Origin of the sequence: Shinella sp. WSD5-1, assembly GCF_963942435.1 — a bacterium.
Taxonomy (GTDB): domain Bacteria; phylum Pseudomonadota; class Alphaproteobacteria; order Rhizobiales; family Rhizobiaceae; genus Shinella; species Shinella yambaruensis.
The window spans coordinates 2,244,308-2,259,070 of sequence record NZ_OZ012596.1 but is presented as its reverse complement, the minus strand read 5'-3'; the positions used below and the strand labels follow the sequence as shown (position 1 = coordinate 2,259,070).

Annotated in this window: 25 protein-coding genes and 2 tRNA genes; 19 read left to right on the top strand and 8 right to left on the bottom strand. The window is 60.0% G+C overall.

Features of this window, described 5'->3' with window-relative positions; translation table 11 throughout:
* The first annotated feature begins 148 nt into the window (after window positions 1-148).
* The 9 genes from AABQ55_RS11060 to AABQ55_RS11020 all read left to right on the top strand — a co-directional run bounded on the left by AABQ55_RS11060 (window position 149) and on the right by AABQ55_RS11020 (window position 7,325).
* Window positions 149-619, top strand: a complete 471-nt coding sequence (locus AABQ55_RS11060) for a hypothetical protein (protein WP_272805048.1) — start codon at window positions 149-151, stop codon at window positions 617-619.
* Window positions 620-1,540 carry a hypothetical protein gene (locus AABQ55_RS11055; RefSeq protein WP_272805047.1) on the top strand — a complete coding sequence of 307 codons (921 nt, stop codon included), beginning with the start codon at window positions 620-622 and terminating at the stop codon, window positions 1,538-1,540.
* Window positions 1,537-1,962 carry a hypothetical protein gene (locus AABQ55_RS11050; RefSeq protein ID WP_272805046.1) on the top strand — a complete coding sequence of 142 codons (426 nt, stop codon included), beginning with the start codon at window positions 1,537-1,539 and terminating at the stop codon, window positions 1,960-1,962. Before AABQ55_RS11055 ends, AABQ55_RS11050 begins: the two co-directional genes overlap by 4 nt.
* Before the next feature lie 97 nt (window positions 1,963-2,059).
* Complete coding sequence (locus tag AABQ55_RS11045) at window positions 2,060-2,551, top strand: hypothetical protein (RefSeq protein ID WP_272805045.1); 492 nt, start codon at window positions 2,060-2,062, stop codon at window positions 2,549-2,551.
* A 66-nt stretch (window positions 2,552-2,617) separates the two neighbouring features.
* Window positions 2,618-2,884: a phage tail assembly protein gene (locus tag AABQ55_RS11040; protein WP_272805044.1), complete on the top strand. Its 267-nt coding sequence runs from the start codon at window positions 2,618-2,620 to the stop codon at window positions 2,882-2,884.
* 123 nt (window positions 2,885-3,007) lie between these two features.
* Complete coding sequence (locus AABQ55_RS11035) at window positions 3,008-5,440, top strand: phage tail tape measure protein (RefSeq protein ID WP_272805043.1); 2,433 nt, start codon at window positions 3,008-3,010, stop codon at window positions 5,438-5,440.
* Window positions 5,440-5,970, top strand: a complete 531-nt coding sequence (locus tag AABQ55_RS11030; RefSeq protein ID WP_272805042.1) for a phage baseplate assembly protein V — start codon at window positions 5,440-5,442, stop codon at window positions 5,968-5,970. Before AABQ55_RS11035 ends, AABQ55_RS11030 begins: the two co-directional genes overlap by 1 nt.
* A 2-nt stretch (window positions 5,971-5,972) precedes the next feature.
* Window positions 5,973-6,623 carry a hypothetical protein gene (locus tag AABQ55_RS11025; RefSeq protein WP_272805041.1) on the top strand — a complete coding sequence of 217 codons (651 nt, stop codon included), beginning with the start codon at window positions 5,973-5,975 and terminating at the stop codon, window positions 6,621-6,623.
* 96 nt (window positions 6,624-6,719) lie between these two features.
* The gene (locus AABQ55_RS11020) at window positions 6,720-7,325 is read left to right on the top strand and encodes a thermonuclease family protein (RefSeq protein ID WP_272805040.1); all 606 of its coding nucleotides are present in this window, start codon (window positions 6,720-6,722) and stop codon (window positions 7,323-7,325) included.
* A 187-nt stretch (window positions 7,326-7,512) separates the two neighbouring features.
* On the opposite strand, the gene AABQ55_RS11015 is transcribed toward AABQ55_RS11020, so the two are convergent.
* The gene (locus AABQ55_RS11015) at window positions 7,513-7,728 is read right to left on the bottom strand and encodes a hypothetical protein (protein ID WP_272805039.1); all 216 of its coding nucleotides are present in this window, start codon (window positions 7,726-7,728) and stop codon (window positions 7,513-7,515) included.
* A 76-nt stretch (window positions 7,729-7,804) separates the two neighbouring features.
* Between AABQ55_RS11015 and AABQ55_RS11010 the strand changes: the two genes are divergently transcribed.
* Window positions 7,805-8,038: a hypothetical protein gene (locus AABQ55_RS11010; protein WP_272805038.1), complete on the top strand. Its 234-nt coding sequence runs from the start codon at window positions 7,805-7,807 to the stop codon at window positions 8,036-8,038.
* Window positions 8,035-8,328 carry a hypothetical protein gene (locus AABQ55_RS11005; protein WP_272805037.1) on the top strand — a complete coding sequence of 98 codons (294 nt, stop codon included), beginning with the start codon at window positions 8,035-8,037 and terminating at the stop codon, window positions 8,326-8,328. Before AABQ55_RS11010 ends, AABQ55_RS11005 begins: the two co-directional genes overlap by 4 nt.
* A gap of 34 nt (window positions 8,329-8,362) precedes the next feature.
* Here AABQ55_RS11005 and AABQ55_RS11000 read toward each other — a convergent pair whose 3' ends face one another.
* The 3 genes from AABQ55_RS11000 to AABQ55_RS10990 all read right to left on the bottom strand — a co-directional run bounded on the left by AABQ55_RS11000 (window position 8,363) and on the right by AABQ55_RS10990 (window position 9,760).
* Window positions 8,363-8,587, bottom strand: coding sequence for an excalibur calcium-binding domain-containing protein (locus tag AABQ55_RS11000; protein WP_272805036.1), 225 nt, complete (start codon window positions 8,585-8,587; stop codon window positions 8,363-8,365).
* Between the two features lie 11 nt (window positions 8,588-8,598).
* Entirely contained in the window at window positions 8,599-9,384 is a 786-nt protein-coding gene (locus AABQ55_RS10995; RefSeq protein WP_272805035.1) for a hypothetical protein, read from the bottom strand.
* A gap of 73 nt (window positions 9,385-9,457) precedes the next feature.
* Window positions 9,458-9,760, bottom strand: coding sequence for a hypothetical protein (locus AABQ55_RS10990; RefSeq protein WP_272805034.1), 303 nt, complete (start codon window positions 9,758-9,760; stop codon window positions 9,458-9,460).
* A 485-nt stretch (window positions 9,761-10,245) separates the two neighbouring features.
* On the opposite strand from AABQ55_RS10990, the gene AABQ55_RS10985 reads away from it, so the two are divergent.
* Window positions 10,246-10,404, top strand: a complete 159-nt coding sequence (locus tag AABQ55_RS10985; protein WP_338341902.1) for a hypothetical protein — start codon at window positions 10,246-10,248, stop codon at window positions 10,402-10,404.
* Between the two features lie 45 nt (window positions 10,405-10,449).
* On the opposite strand, the gene AABQ55_RS10980 is transcribed toward AABQ55_RS10985, so the two are convergent.
* Entirely contained in the window at window positions 10,450-10,938 is a 489-nt protein-coding gene (locus AABQ55_RS10980; protein ID WP_272805033.1) for a hypothetical protein, read from the bottom strand.
* 354 nt (window positions 10,939-11,292) lie between these two features.
* On the opposite strand from AABQ55_RS10980, the gene AABQ55_RS10975 reads away from it, so the two are divergent.
* Window positions 11,293-11,583, top strand: coding sequence for a hypothetical protein (locus AABQ55_RS10975; RefSeq protein ID WP_133033070.1), 291 nt, complete (start codon window positions 11,293-11,295; stop codon window positions 11,581-11,583).
* A gap of 88 nt (window positions 11,584-11,671) precedes the next feature.
* Here the strand turns inward: AABQ55_RS10975 and AABQ55_RS10970 are convergent, their stop codons facing one another.
* Entirely contained in the window at window positions 11,672-11,929 is a 258-nt protein-coding gene (locus tag AABQ55_RS10970) for a helix-turn-helix domain-containing protein (protein WP_133033071.1), read from the bottom strand.
* 82 nt (window positions 11,930-12,011) lie between these two features.
* Here AABQ55_RS10970 and AABQ55_RS10965 point away from each other — a divergent pair, with 82 nt between their 5' ends.
* The 5 genes from AABQ55_RS10965 (at window position 12,012) to AABQ55_RS10945 (ending at window position 13,578) form a co-directional block, all read left to right on the top strand.
* Window positions 12,012-12,344, top strand: a complete 333-nt coding sequence (locus AABQ55_RS10965; RefSeq protein WP_133033072.1) for a hypothetical protein — start codon at window positions 12,012-12,014, stop codon at window positions 12,342-12,344.
* Window positions 12,341-12,574, top strand: a complete 234-nt coding sequence (locus AABQ55_RS10960) for a hypothetical protein (RefSeq protein WP_272805032.1) — start codon at window positions 12,341-12,343, stop codon at window positions 12,572-12,574. Before AABQ55_RS10965 ends, AABQ55_RS10960 begins: the two co-directional genes overlap by 4 nt.
* Before the next feature lie 11 nt (window positions 12,575-12,585).
* Window positions 12,586-12,846: a hypothetical protein gene (locus AABQ55_RS10955; protein ID WP_272805031.1), complete on the top strand. Its 261-nt coding sequence runs from the start codon at window positions 12,586-12,588 to the stop codon at window positions 12,844-12,846.
* Window positions 12,847-12,852: 6 nt separating this feature from the next.
* Window positions 12,853-12,930: transfer RNA gene (locus tag AABQ55_RS10950), tRNA-OTHER, on the top strand.
* Window positions 12,931-13,248: 318 nt separating this feature from the next.
* The gene (locus tag AABQ55_RS10945) at window positions 13,249-13,578 is read left to right on the top strand and encodes a hypothetical protein (protein WP_272805030.1); all 330 of its coding nucleotides are present in this window, start codon (window positions 13,249-13,251) and stop codon (window positions 13,576-13,578) included.
* Between the two features lie 42 nt (window positions 13,579-13,620).
* On the opposite strand, the gene AABQ55_RS10940 is transcribed toward AABQ55_RS10945, so the two are convergent.
* A complete protein-coding gene (locus AABQ55_RS10940; protein ID WP_272805029.1) occupies window positions 13,621-13,806 on the bottom strand; it encodes a hypothetical protein in 186 nt (61 codons plus the stop codon).
* A 190-nt stretch (window positions 13,807-13,996) separates the two neighbouring features.
* Here AABQ55_RS10940 and AABQ55_RS10935 point away from each other — a divergent pair, with 190 nt between their 5' ends.
* Window positions 13,997-14,185 (top strand): DUF2934 domain-containing protein, encoded by a 189-nt coding sequence (locus tag AABQ55_RS10935; protein ID WP_272805028.1) that lies wholly within the window; start codon window positions 13,997-13,999, stop codon window positions 14,183-14,185.
* A gap of 84 nt (window positions 14,186-14,269) precedes the next feature.
* Here AABQ55_RS10935 and AABQ55_RS10930 read toward each other — a convergent pair.
* Window positions 14,270-14,346: transfer RNA gene (locus AABQ55_RS10930), tRNA-Pro, on the bottom strand.
* Window positions 14,347-14,763: the final 417 nt, after the last annotated feature.

Here is a 14,763-nt window from a genome sequence, read left to right as displayed (position 1 = left end):
TGACTGCGGATGTACCAGCACGTCACCTATCTGCACAGCCCCGGCTGCGCATCGATCGCGCACCGCGCCTGCAACTTGGCAGTTGGCGCGGTGCCAGCGCTTTTTTTTGCTCATTCATTCCCCAACCCCCAAAGATTTAGGAGCAACAATGCGCCTTCACGAAGCCGCGCAACTCATCGCGCACCATCTCCGCCGCGGCCCTGGCCGCATACAAAACATCGCCAGTCGCCTGCAGGATGCTGGCCTCCTCCCGAAAACCGAGGGCAGCCGACGATATCCAGACGACGCCACCCGAGACGAAATCGTCGCGCTGTTCATCGCGTCCATTGCAGAAACCAGCCTCGGCGCTGCTGCGGCAACCACCTCAACGTTTGCGGCCTTGGCCGATGGCGAAGGCACCCGCTTCGACCAGGCGGTGGCCGATCTCCTGTTCCGAGAGGATGTTCCCGCCTCCGACATCGCTGTCCATATCGATCCGCCGGCCGCCACCATCGCAATCGACGGCCAGGTCGTCGTTTTCGGCGCAGACGAGCCTGCGAGTGGCGCGGTTTCGGCCAGGTTCGTCGACGCCCACACCATCGCCGCCCTCCGCGCTGATCTCAACAAGAAGGAAGCTTGAATGTCGAAAGTCGTGAAATTTTTCGGTCTCGGCCGCCAATCCTCCGGCGATCTTGCGGTCGCGCTGGAAAAGGCAAAGGCCGAGCTAGAGGCTGCCGAAGCCGCGGTTGTGGCTGCGGATGAAAAGTATCAGGGCAGTTTGCTGTCCGAAGACGCTGCAGCGCTCCGACGCTTGGCGGACGCAAAAACCGATGCAATCATCACCGTCGACATCTGCCGCGCCAAAATCGCCAAACTGGAAAAGCAGCACGCAGACGCACTTGAGGCCGAAGCCGCCGATCAGCGCCAGCGCCGCTATGATGATGCTAAGGCCGCGTCCGAAGCCGCAGAAAAGCGCCTGCGCAAGGAGTATCCCCGCGCCGCCCTTCAGATCCGTGAACTGCTTGCCGAGGTCGCTGCGGCATCCCTGGCCGTCCGCGAAGCCAATGAGGACCGCCCGACAGGTGCGCCTGCCCTCGCAGGTCCAGAGCATTCGCGTTCGCAGGTAAATCTCTATCAGGAGGTTTTGAGCGAGGACATCGCTGATCTCTGGACCGAGATCGATGGCGCTACCCCTATTCGCGAAGACCTTCAGCGACACGTCCGCGCGCACGACAAGCACCGACGCGGGATGATGCGTGACCGATCGGACAGCCTGGAGAACCCGCTTCAGTACGGCACGGTTCAGACCGAGCACGGAACTCTTGAGGTCGTACTCAAGCGCTTCCGGCGGACGAAATTCCTCCCTGATGCGTCTGGCCGTCACATCGGTTCGCTCGCCAGCGAAATCGTGCTCCCGCCGCTCGATGCCGACGCCACACCGTATTGGACGCCGGCCTATGACGCCCATGACGCGGCGAGGCAAGCAGTCGCCGAACTGAAGCCCGCGCCGAAGCGCGCGGAACGCGTGCCGGAACTCTCGTATGATCTGGTGAAGCAATGAGCACTGACGAACATCGGAAACAAATGGTGGCCGCGGCGGCCGTCGCGATGGCCCAGCGCAACATCGCCATTGCCACGGCACGCTACGGCTATCAGCCGCCCGAACGGCCCGCTACCGCTCCGATTGCATCGACGCCCGCGCCAACCCAAGCGCGGAATGATGTGCTCGTGAAAGAAGCGGCCCGCCGCCGCGCCGAACGTGAAGCTGCGGAAGCCGCCGAGGCGAAGGCGTCCATGGCGCGCGTGGTCGCCCGCATGAACGGGAAAGAGGTGAAGGACCCCAGCCGACTTGAGCACGGCTGGGGCAAAGTCGTTGCCGATCTCAACAAGCGGAACGGCGCCACAGCCACCGACGAGAAACCGGCCGAGCTGAGCGGGTGGGCGCGGATGATTGCCCGGATGAATGCCAGGGGCGGCCGGTAGGCCCCCTGGCATAGGAACCCTATCCTGGTCCAACCGCCAGGCGGACGCGCATGCCTCGCCGGTCGAACTTTAGCTAGTTCGAAAATAGGTTGACAACTTGACAAATGCACCCGCCCAAACCGGAAATCAGGCTGCTTTTGCGGCCTATAAGGACGTGTCCAGGCAGACCGTGACCGACTGGAAACAGAGGGGATTGCTCGTTTTTTCCAGTGACGGAAAAGTCGACTTCCTCGCCACGGACCAGCGCTTGGCCGATCACGGGATTCGTCAACCCGCAGGCAGCGAGTTGACAGAGCTCACCGCCCTCGATGGCGTCGAGCTATGGTCGCGGGCCGACGCCGAAACCGTCAAGGAAAACTACGCTGCCAGGCTGAAACAGCTCGAATTCGAACGCGAGAGTGCCCTTGTCGTGACGGTCGACGAGGCGGCACGGCACATCGTAGACGAATTCGGCGTGGTCCGTCAGCGATGCCGCTCCATTGGAGCGGAAATCGCGCCGAAGCTGGTCGACATGACCTCAGCGGCGGAGATCAAGGCGGCGATCGACGATGTCGTCGTCGCCGCTTTGGCCGACTTGTCGGCCGTCTAACACCCCCAACCCCAGACACCACATCGCCCGGCCTATCGAGCCGGGCTTTTTCATGGAGAAGACAACATGACCATTTCCTACAACCTCCGCAAGCCCATCGAACACAACGGCACCACGTACCAGACGCTGACTTTTCGCGAGGCCAATACTGGCGACATGGTGATGGCCGACAAATTCGAGGGGCAGACCGGAAAAATCGTCGCCATCCTGGCGTCCATGTCTGGTGTGCCGCTTCCCGCCTTCCACAAGATCCCCCAGCGCGATCTCCTGAAAATCGTTGACGCGACGGCCGCGCTCATGGGGGAGGACGAGGAGGTGGATGGCGCGGCGTAGTCGCGCTCATCGCCTCTGAATTACACACCCCTGTGAACGTCATTGAACAATGGCCGCCGGAAAAGACCCTCGATTGGTACGAAGCGGCCGTCGAAATCATCCAGCTAAAAAATGGAGGCGGCCGTGGCGAAACGGCAAGCTGAACTCGTTCTCTCGCTCACCGACAAGGTGAGCGGAAGGGCGAAGGGTGTCCACGCCGCCCTTGCCAAATTGCAAATGATGGCGGCCCGCAACGCGGCCGCCATGGATGCTATGCGCGGCCGCATGTTCGACGCTATTGCGGTCGGCTACACCTTGGCGCGGAGCCTCACGGCTCCCGTCAAGGCAGCCGTGGCATTCGAGTCGAAACTCGAAGACATCGGCCAGAAGGCCGACATTCCCCAGAAACGGCTGGCGGAACTCGGAAAACAGCTTCGCCTGATCGGCCGGCAGACAAATCAGGCCGGCAGCCAGATGGCTGAAGGCATGGACACACTTTTGGGCCTCGGCGCCTCTGAGGGTGACGCGCTCAAGCTTTTGCCCAATATCGGTAAGGCCGCCTTCGCCTATAAGGCGTCCATCACTGACCTGTCGTCGGCCGGTTACGCTGCACTCGACAACTTGAAGGTCCCTGCCGACCAGTTCGGCAAAGCCTTAGATGCCATGGCACGGGCCGGCAAGGCAGGCGCCTTCGAACTCAAAGATATGGCCCAATACTTCCCGGCCCTCGGCGCGGGCTACCAGGCCCTCGGCCAGACCGGCGTACCGGCGGTGGCGGACCTTTCGGCCGCCCTGCAGATCGTCCGCAAAGGCACGGGCGATTCCGCATCTGCCGCCACGAACCTGTCGAACGTGCTTCAGAAGATCAACGCGCCGCAGACGGTCAAAGCATTCAAAAAGCTGGGCGTCAATCTTGAGCGGGAGCTAAAAAAGCGTGCCGAAGCGGGCATGAGCCCAATCGAGGCAATCGCGGATATCACCAATAAGACGTTGAAGGGTGATCTCAGTAAAATTGGTGATCTCTTTGCGGATTCGCAGGTTCAGCAGGGTCTTCGGCCGCTGATCCAGAGTTTGGAAGAATTTCGCCGTATCCGTGCCGAGGCCATGGCGGCGCAAGGGACGGTGGAGGCCGACTTCCAGCGCCGGATGAAGACCTCGGAAGGCGCGCTCTTGCGGATGCAAGCCGCGCTCGAGAACATATCTGCCTCCATTGGTGCCGCCCTGTTGCCCGCCCTCAATCAGGTGATCGACAAGGTCGCACCAATCGTCACCAGCATCGCGGATCTGGCAGAACGCTACCCCGAGGCCACTTCTGCCATCGTGGCCGCGACGGCTGCCGTGGTTGGGTTCAACATTGCGATGACCGCCACCAGATTCGCCTTCCTGTGGACGAAGGGCGGCGTGCTGTCCATGGTCATTCCGGTAGCGCGCCTGGCTTCGCACTTCACCACGGCGGCGACGGAAGCTGTTGCGCTTCAGCGGTCCCTCAAAGCGCTCTCCACATCGAAGAACGCGGGCATGGCCGCCATGCTCGACGGCGGGCTCAACGGTGCTGCGCTCACCAAACTTGAAACGGTCCGCGCCGCTCTCGGCGGCATGGCAGCGGCCGTACCAGGTGTTACCGCAATCGGTGGCGCCCTCACTACCGTTGGTGCTGCACTGGCCACCATTTCCGCGCCGGCATGGCTCGCCATTGGAGCGGGTGTTGCTCTTGTTGCTGGTGCCGGCCTGGCGCTCTGGCAGAACTGGGATCGTATCAGCAGTACCGTTGCGGGCGTTGCCCGTGCAATCGGCGAAGAGTTGCAACCCGCTATTGATTTTCTGTGGCCTGTGCTCGACCCGTTCGCGCAGTCGTTCTCCGCACTGGGGGATGCTGCAAAATGGGCGTGGGAGCAGTTCAAAGAGGCGGCTAGCTGGCTCGGTTCGCTATTCCAGTCGAATGACCTGACACGCCAGCATCAGATGGTCATCGAGGACAATGCCTATGCGGTGACAAGAAAGCTGATCGACGGCTTCAAAGCGCTGAATTCGGCGATGTTTCAGGCCGGCGTCGACATGATCCAGGGCATCATTGATGGCGTGGTAGCCAAGGCGGGCGAGCTTCTGGCCTGGTTCGCTGATCTTCCTGCGAAGATCAGGGCGGCTGTCGGCCGGATTGATCTGTCAGGGCTTATTTCCTGGGGCAGCCTCAATCCGTTCGGCGGCGGCGAAACCACCACGTCAACCCCAGCCGTCGACGGCGCGCGCGCCAAGGGTGGGCCAGTCCGGGCGGGCCGCACTTACCTGGTCGGGGAAAGGGGTGCTGAGCTGTTCTCGCCAGGCGCATCGGGCATGATCTCGCCGCACGATGCATATCGGGCGGCTGCGGCTGGTTCTGCAGCGTCAGTTGGCGGCCCAGTCCGGAGCGGCGGCAACACCATCACTATCTCTCCAACAATCAACATCCACGGCGGCATGCCGGTCGGCTCTGACCCGCATGCGGTAGCGCGCCACTACTCAAAGGAAATAGGGGATTATCTGATCTCCGAACTTGAGGGTGCGCATGGCTTCGATCTCAACGACGGAAGGCACACATAATGGCAGGTGATCTTTTGACCCTGATCAGGGGGATTGGCGAACGGTTACAGGAACTGGAACGCCGCAACAACAATCGCCGGCGAACTGGCACCATCGCGGAAGGCCCGGACGACAAGGGCCGCTATCGGGTGGAGCTCTCCAGGCAGGGCGGCGTGCCGTACCTCACCCCCTGGATCCGCCCTAAAACGGTCGGCGCCGGCAACGTCAAGCTAGACGTGGTTTATGCCATCGGCGAGCAGGTCGATGTGGTTTCCGAAAGCGGCGATCTGACGGACGCCCGCATCGATTTCGGCATGTATTCCGATGACAACCCGCGCGAAAACGACACTAATGTCCCGCTCAGGCTGAAGGTAGGCGACTCCATCATGGAAATCAGCGGTAGCGGCATCACCTTGAAGGCCAGCAAGATCGTTCTGGATGGCGAAGTACACCTCGGCGGTGAAGGTGGTCAACTCCTGCACCGTAAGGGTGACGCGGATAGCGATGGCGACACCGCTGTTGGTTCGGCAAGCCGGGTTTATGCGGTGTAGCCATGCTCAAAATCGACATCAAGGGCGACGGCCTGGCCCTGTTCACCAAAGCGACGGCTGCCCTCAAATCCCCACGCAAGGCCGGCCAGGTCTTCAGCCGCGCGATCAACGAAACCGGGCGGGTTGGGGGCACGGCGGCAGGCCGTGCCCTCGCGGTGCAGACCGGGCTCCCGTTGCGAACCGGCATGAAGGCCGTGCGGCGGAACGTCACCAAGTCGACGCCGGCGACCCTGACCTATGTCATCCACGGTCAGGGTGGCGACATATCCCTGAAGCACTTCAAGCCCCGTGAGACCAGGATCGGCGTCAGCGCCGCACCTCGTGGCGTTCGGCAGGTTTTTCCGTCCAGTTTTATGAAGGCCGGATGGTGGCCGAAGCGAGTCGTTAAGCCCGCATGGAATGGCCAGGTCTTCGTTCGCGCGAATACGGACGGCTATTCCTACAACTACGCAAAATCGAACCCGTTCGTGAAGTCGGGCGAGTGGAAGCGGGAGCGGACAGGCACGAAGTTCGCCAAGCAGAAATCCGGCGTCTTCATCCCCGTGGAGCTCTTGCGCGGCGAAGTCGCGAAGGTTTGGGATCAGACAGCCGAACGGCTTGAGCCGCGCGTCATTCACCATATCAACAGGATGACGGGCGGGCTCTTCAAATAGGGCGGGCGGCGCTTTCGGGCGCTGCCAACCCTCGTGATTCAACGTTTCGTAACCTCTACAATGGACGGTGCTTGGCTGAGCCGCATGGAGAGTATTTTGGCTGAAATCGTGCCATTTGGCGAAAGACGACGGCGCAAGCGACGAAAATTTGTGTTGCTGGTAGCGAAGGTGTCCGCTGCGACATTTTGCGCGACCATCGCCGTTGGGGCTGGATGGGATCAACTCACCTCAACATGGCAATGGGCGACGACCGCCGGGCCGGTGAATGCCTCAGAGGTCTCTGCCGTGCGCGACAATTCGAAGCCCGCGCACTTGAACCTCAGGACAAGGCTGCCGGAACGACGGGTGGTCAGTGCGTTCACGGCATGCAATGGTTCGAAGCGCGTAACGTGCGTCGTCGATGGCGACACCTTCTGGTTTGAAGGTGAAAAGGTCCGCATAGCGGACATAGATACGCCAGAGATCGGCGAGGCGAAATGTCCAAGCGAACGCGCTCTCGGAGAAAAGGCCAAGAGCCGACTGCAGGTGTTGCTGAGTGCAGGTCCATTCGAGATGCAGGCGCTGCCGGGCAGGGACACCGATAAGTATGGACGCTTGCTGCGCGTGCTAGTGCGCAACGGCCAGTCGATCGGCGATAGGCTTGTTGCCGAGGGATTAGCCCGCACGTGGTCTGGCCGCCGTGAGCCGTGGTGCGGCATCTAAGGTAAGCCACTTCCGCCAAGCGCAATTTCGGCAACACCTCGGCAACACTGCAAACGCCCAGAAGCCCGGCATTTTGGCTCGGCAGCAACGGGGTTGCTGAGCTTTTTGACCCTGTGCCTGGACGGCTGCCGGGACTGCCGACCCGCATTGGCTGGTTTTAGGCCCGAAAGGGACCCGTCCCAGGGGGCTACCAGTCGCGGTCGGGATCGACCATGAAGACAGGGACGGCTGCCAGGTCGCCCGTCGCCGCGACGAACAGATCGATGCAGCGCATCCGCTCCTCCTCGATGGCCTCCACGATCATCTTCACGGGGTCCTTCTGGCCTGCAGCCAGATGCCGGGCGGCAATGCTCCATGCGGTTCGCTCCGTGCTGGAGCCGAAAACATTCTCCCGCGCCTGCATGGTGCGCCTCCTACAAAACCCAACTGGCGCACCATCTCCGCCTATCCTTGCGTGAACTTTGCCTCACGGGAATCCAATGATCAGAATCACACATTTGAATCCGTCCACGGGGCGGATTTCCGCGACGTTCACAGCCGAGGTCGGCAACCTGGTGCTGCCCGGCTGCGCGCTCATCAGGCGGGACGACGGCTATACGTTGTCAGTGCCGCGGATTGGTGCGCCTGGCGAAACGCGGCCGGCGCCGCTGTCATCGGTCATGGAGGCCGAACTACTGAGGGTGGCGGTGGCCCACTATAAGGAGAAAGAATGATCAATATCACCAACATGCGCCCCGGACCAGGGGGCGCCAAAGCCACATTCGACGCTGAGATTGAGGGATGGCTGCTGCGCGACTGCGTCATAGTCCAACGGCCGGAGGGCAACTTGTCGGCGCTGCCGCCGACCTTGCGCGGTGGGCGGCGAGCCGTCCAGATTCCTGACGATCTGTGGTTTGACTTCATTAATGCCGCCCGATCAGCGTATCGGCGGATCAGCCGTGAGGAGGGTTGGGTCGAGCTCTGCGAGGGCGGCGAACTGGCGTTGGCGGCGGCGGGGATATGATGCTCCTGGCACGTTCGACAAGCCTGTTCCCCTGTCATTCACACGCCTCAATCTCTTTCTTGAGCGCATCCACGCGCTTTTTTGACTTGCACACATTCTCGCAGGGTATTCCGTCGTCGTCCCTGTCTGCGCCGGAGTAGCCTTCACACCACATCTCGATGGCTTCTGCGCAGGTCTTTGCGGCCTTACAGCTTTGCGCGTGTCCGGCGGCAGATGTGAAAACTACCAGTGTGGTGATTGTGGCGATGATTAGTTTCATGGTGGCTGACGCTAATACGAGGACGTTAGGAGGCCCTTAACGTTTATCCCGGACGGGCCGTACAAGAGCTCTCCAGATGCGCAAACCAAATCTTCATCCGCGCCAATGTTGAGCATTTCTGATCTCTTGATGCGCACAAGGGAGACCAGTTTGTCGTGATATTTTCCGCCGCTTGCAATATCCCTTCCGCTGACTCCATTGTATGTCGCAGCCATGCTCAAAAATACAGTATTGATCTCTAGCATATCGCATAGTTCGTCGATGACCATTACTTCGGCAATGTGGTTCAGTACGTTTTCCTGTTTGGAATTGCGTGGCTTCGCTTTGGCTACGATAACGGCCTTTTTCTCACTGGCTATGTTCTGTTCCGATTCCGTTGAATGCCCGCATTGCCGTGCTGCACGGTCCGCCAATCGCTGCACGCTTTTCGGGTCTGCTGAGAACGGGCTGCTAGCACTATCGAACGGTACTGCCTCTTGGTCTTCGCCCAGCAGTTGGAGTTTTCCGGCAGCTAAGTCACGCGCCGCACGCTCGTTGATCGTGAAGAAGGTCTGATTGTAATAAGCGATCACGCCGGGCCACCGCTTAGAGCACAGGAGATTGACATCCTTGTGCTCCACCTTGATCTGACCCAAGATGAACTGGGCAACCTGAACGGATTCAAAGTCCCTGATTGTGTTTTGATCGCCTGACGACGTCGTTGTCGAAACCACGACATCGTAGGGGTCTATCGTCGCCTGCCCAACGGTAGGACATGCGGAGGCAAAAAGAAGCACCAACAGGAGACTGCGCATCATCTCACCCCATCAGATAGCACTAACTCAATCTAGAGGTGAAGAGATATTGCCGCAAGGCGAATTTGTAACAGCCTCACCGCCCCATCTTAGCCAGCACAAAGTCGTTCGCCTCCCGGTTGCCGCACCGCGTGCATCGGAGCCTCGGCTCCAGCGTGATGATCATGCACTTCTTGCCGAATCGACGCGCCAGTTCCCAGCGATCGAGATAGCCAGCGTGCTTGCATCGGAAACACCGGGCGCCGAGTTCATACCATTGCGGAATGTCCTGGAAGGCAACGGAATGCTGGCGGCTGTTGACGTAGACGTTGACACCGGTGAGCGTCGCGGGATCCATTGGATTGCCGGCCGTGATATCGATGCCGCGCCGGTGACGCATTAGGGTCGTTCGTAACGAGGCCTCCACCCACGGGCGTAACCCTTCGAAACCAGCACAGAAGCGGTGTAGAGCTGGTCGCGGAGGAAGTCCGCGTCCGCCAGCAGTTCGCGCACAGCGGCCCGTGCGTCGCCTCCGTAGGCTTCGATGACTGCGTCTATTTCCTGCTGTGGGGCGGCTTTGGTCGACATGGGGCACCTATAGGAATGGAGTCCGCTCGGCGGACTATGTTCCTATTTTGTTCTCATTTCAGGAGGAGTCAAGGCGGAACATGCGGTACTCCCTTTCCATTCTTGCTTCAGATCAACCCGACGGGGCGTCATCTGTTGTTCACTGAACCAAATTAAGGGGCCTACCAGATGAACAGATCAACGGTAACGGTTACTGGCGTGCTGCTGCTGCTAGCCGCTCTTTACGTCGTCTTCTGGACGCCAGGTGCGCCTGAAAACCCCGCGACGTCCCATGCAATCAACCGGACGGAGTAAGACATGCGTTATCACGAGAACCTAGAGACTTTCGACGATCCGCAGCCTAATCGCGAGCACGAAGAGCGCGCTAGCCGGCGCGTTGTCTTTGCCCTGTTGGTCGTGGGAGCGGTGATCGCGAGTCTATATGGGTTTGGGGCGTTGATCGCGGGCGGGATGTAAACTGCGGCGCAGCTTGGAGGGGACAGGGCCAGTTCGCAAACGTCATCAGTAATCGAGAAGCTTCAGAAGCTCCCACCCTTCCTCAGCGATCCTCGTGCAGAACCGCCCCTCTGCATCCTGCTCCATGGTCGCCCAGCCACGCAGCCGAAGGCGGCGGACCACATCCTTCATCTCGGCAGGGATGTCGTTGAAATGCCGCACCCGCACCGCAAGGAAGCGCAAGGCTTGGACTTGGGGTGCCGTGAGGCGGACGACGGGTTTCTTCGAGATATAGCCGGCCGCACGCAACTTGGCGCCCTGATCGGTGATGACGATCCTGATCTTCTTTCGGGGCTCGACGCGCATGTCAGCGAAGCCCAGCTTCTCCAGTTCCTGGAATGCGACCAGATCCTGGTAGGAGAGCCCGTCCATGACGATTCCGTCGCTGGTCGCCAAGCGATCGACGAAGTCGATCTGAGCAGGCGTTAGGCGGTATATGAGGATGGGTTTGGCGGGCATGGCTAAATCGTCGTGGTGCGTGAACTCTGTCACCATGCGGCGGGGTTGTCGAGGGGCACGAGAATGGGGGCAATCCAAAATTGGATGGTTGGAAATCAAGGGGTTAGCACGGATCGGTGCCGAATGATTTCAATGTTTTAGCGCCGGCAAGCCTTTGAAAACATTGGGTCGATTTTTCCGCGGCGAGGGGCCTGCCATAATATACATTTACAAATTTGTCAAGAAAATCAGTGGCTTGCGAGGTCTTTTTCTTGACATGCGAAGCCCCTTGGCGCTATAAACACTGCGCGGCATACCGAACCGCAGGCATACCACCACTATTGAGGAGAGAGCGACGACACTGGTTTTAACCGGCCGACTTCGTTCGGCCTCAATAGAAGGAAAGGTCAAATGTCAGACAGCTTTATCGTCCCAAATTTCATTCCCGTGCAAGCGTTGATCGAGCAGCGAAGGCGCGTACTAGAACTGATGCATGAAGTATCAGACGTAGTAGGAAGCCATCTCGCGATTACCCTAAACGAGATTGAAGAAGAGATTGTGGTAACGCCAGCAGCCTCCATTGAGGAAATTGAGGAGAAGGAACAATTCTTCGTTGACGCGACGGCCGAGTTTGAACGCCCCCGTCTCGTTGAACTGTTCAAAATCTGCATCCACGCCGACCGGCGACGGCTTTGTGCTTGATTTCAAATCTGACATCCCTCAAGCGGCGCGCCCCTTCGTAGCGATACGCGCTGCCACCTACGCGCCTGCGTTCATTCGGATCCAGGATCTAACCCTGCCGATCCCGCAGGCGTACTCCGCAGCCGTTGCCGTTCGAGGGGATGAACAATATCCCGAAATCCAATAGTGCCTGCACTACCGCGGCGACATTGTTCGGCATACCTGACATCGGCCCGGTGGATGCCTCCATGCGTCTGAGTGTCGGCAACGAGATGTTGGCGGCCTTCGCAAGATCGGCTTGCGAAATTCCGGCTAGCGCCCGGGCTGCTGAAACCTGTCGCCCCGTAATATGATATTTTTCTATCACTATGATATTAACCTATTGACATGTGTCCTTCTTGAGATATTCCTATCACCAAGATTGGAAGATCGCAACGGAGCAACTCAACATGACGCAGCCCCAAGCCACCGCCCTAAGCAACAACCCCACGACCATCGCCGCTTTTCGGCGGCACCTTCGCCAGCAGAACCCGCCGAAGTTTCAGCCCGGCGATGTGGTTGACTTCGAGAAGGAGGGCGGCCGCAAGTGGCCCCTGATGATCCTGGGCATCCGCGGCGATGCCGCCGACGTCATATGCTATGACGGAAATCCTCATCTCCTGCGCATCAAGGTCGCCACGCTGGAGGCGCTGCGGATCACGAAGGTCGAAGCGAGCAGCGAGGAGACGGTCACTATGTACCGAGCGCTGGTCGGTCTGGACATTGAGGGGGAAGCAGCATGAACATCCAGCGCCACAAGATCGAGCGCGCCATCGACGTGCTCATAGCCCTGCTCGACGCCGCTGACGGCGATCCGGATCTTGAACCCTCGCTGGGCTATAACCCCTATGGAGGCAACGACGCCGAGGGCGACGACGAGCGTGAAGACGACCCCGCTGAGAGGGGGATCGCCGACTACGACGGTCTTATCGAGCAGGGATTCGGCAATCTCTGGGGAGACACAGTGCAATGACCCCGACCCCCATGACCTACCTCGACCTCTATGAACCCGGCACGATCGTCCGCCTGAAGAACGGGACGACCTTCACGGCCGGCAAGTTCTGGCCTGAGTTGCCCGGCGTCGATCTGATGGCCGATGGCAAGCGTCTGCTCACGGTGAGCGAGCAGTGGCTCAAGGATAACGTCGAGAGCATCCGCTTTCCGGCAGAACAGCCGAAGCGCTCGGCGCCTGCCGAGCAGCGCCATAAGCGTCGTCCCGTTCGATACATAGACGGGAGCTTCTGATCTTTCGCCCCTGTACCGGCGCGGGACTTCTAGCCCGTGAGCCGTAATTGGAAGATGCCCGTTCGAGTCGGGCCAGGGGCTCCAAGTCACCACAGGCCAGCCGGGCACCACCGCACCCACACTCGCGGCCGGCTGGCCGCCCATGCCACGATGTGGTATCATTGTTTCGTGCGCGGCCACCGTCGGGTCGAAAACCATTGCCGCAGCGCCGCGCATAGAACCGCTCGCCCCTCCCACGAGGCGGGCGGTTTTTTCTCACCGCCTCTTCTCGAAGAGCAGGTCAGCGGCCGGCGCTAGATCAGCTGCCGGCTCTTGCGCCAGTTCTTTTTCGGCCCTCCAGCTTGCCATCGTGGGAGCCCCGCCTATCCTCTCCATTGTCGATCAAACGAATGGAGGAAGAGCATGCGGCTGATACCGATGATTGCCGTGCTGTCCGCAGCAATGTTCATGACAGGTTGCGTCTCGGAGGCAGGATATAACCGTGCTCAGGAGATGGTGCGCGGAAGTCCGGCGCTAAAGCGCGACGGAATTAACAAGTGCTATGCTGGCGCTCGCCGCGCATCACCTGCCCGAAAAGCAGAGATGGCCAAGATCATGAATGTGAGCCCGAGCCGCAACGTTGCCCGGATCTATTGCCAGCGTGCATTCAACGGGATTGCCAACGGTCGCATCAGCTATAACGACTTCCGAACGAAGAGCCCGCGTTTCATTCGGGTTATTCAGGGCAGGTAAGATCAGAGAGGGCCGCTAGGCAGTTGCCGGGCGGCCCTTTTTTCATTTCTGCTTTTCGCCGGCGCTCTTTCCGTCAGAGCTCTTGGAGCGCTCCTCGAAGCGATCCGCGCCCTTGGCGAGCTCCGACCCCTTCTCGGCCTCAACCTTGCGCTCCTCGGCCCGTGTGGCCTTGTGGAGGCCTCGGGCTCCTTCTTTGCCCTTCTCGGTGGGTGCATTCTCAATTGCCATTTGACGTCCTCCTGTGGGGCAGAGGAAACGGGCTGCGGCTTGCGGTGGTTCCAACCACAGGAACAAGAACGGAGGCCATCACGTTTCGCCTCGAACGGAAAAGGAGACACGCAATGAACAACATCATCTATCTCGTCGGCCTGGTCGTGATCGTGATCGCCGTCCTGTCGTTCTTTGGGCTGGGCTGATCATGGACGACGAACGCGAAAGACGCATCAAGGCAAGGGCTTTTGAACTCTGGCAGCGCGAAGGTTCGCTCGACGGCCGGTCGCTTGGCCATTGGCTCCAGGCAGAACGCGAGATTCAGGAGGAGGATGAGGCAGAAGCCGCGAGGCGGGATGTGGTTGGCTTGGCCGCTGCGGCGAACCCGACGCATTGAAGCGCCCTACCCCGCCGCTGACTACAATGCGGCTATAATTTTTATAGCCAGAAGACTTGCCGGTATCTAAGTCTTTGAATTTATTGGTCGGAATGGCGGGATTCGAACCCACGACCCCTTGACCCCCAGTCAAGTGCGCTACCGGGCTGCGCTACATTCCGGACCGCGCAAACCCCTATAGTCTCGGGCATTTGGATGCAAGCCCAAAAATCAAAGGCGGGAACGAAAGTGGGGAATTGTCTTGCGGGCATGACGTTGCGGGCGTTCAAACGCCCGGGACTTGGTGGTACGCCCCGGATCAAGCAGGCGAGCGGAGCTCCAGCCCGCCGTAGGCTGCAGCCACCGAAAAGTGCAATTTTTTTCGCAACCGTACCGGAAACGCCGAATCAGACCTTCCCCCGCATTAGACTAAAGTCGTAGGATGCCTCTGCTCGCTTGTCATTTGCGAGCACTCCCCCGCGTCACTGAGAGCCAAGCGTGACGCTTGTTTGCCCCGCCACCGTGCGGGGCCTTTTCCTTCTGTCGGTCCGTTTCAAGCGCTTGACTCCGCAGCGCATGAGAACATAATAGGAACAAAG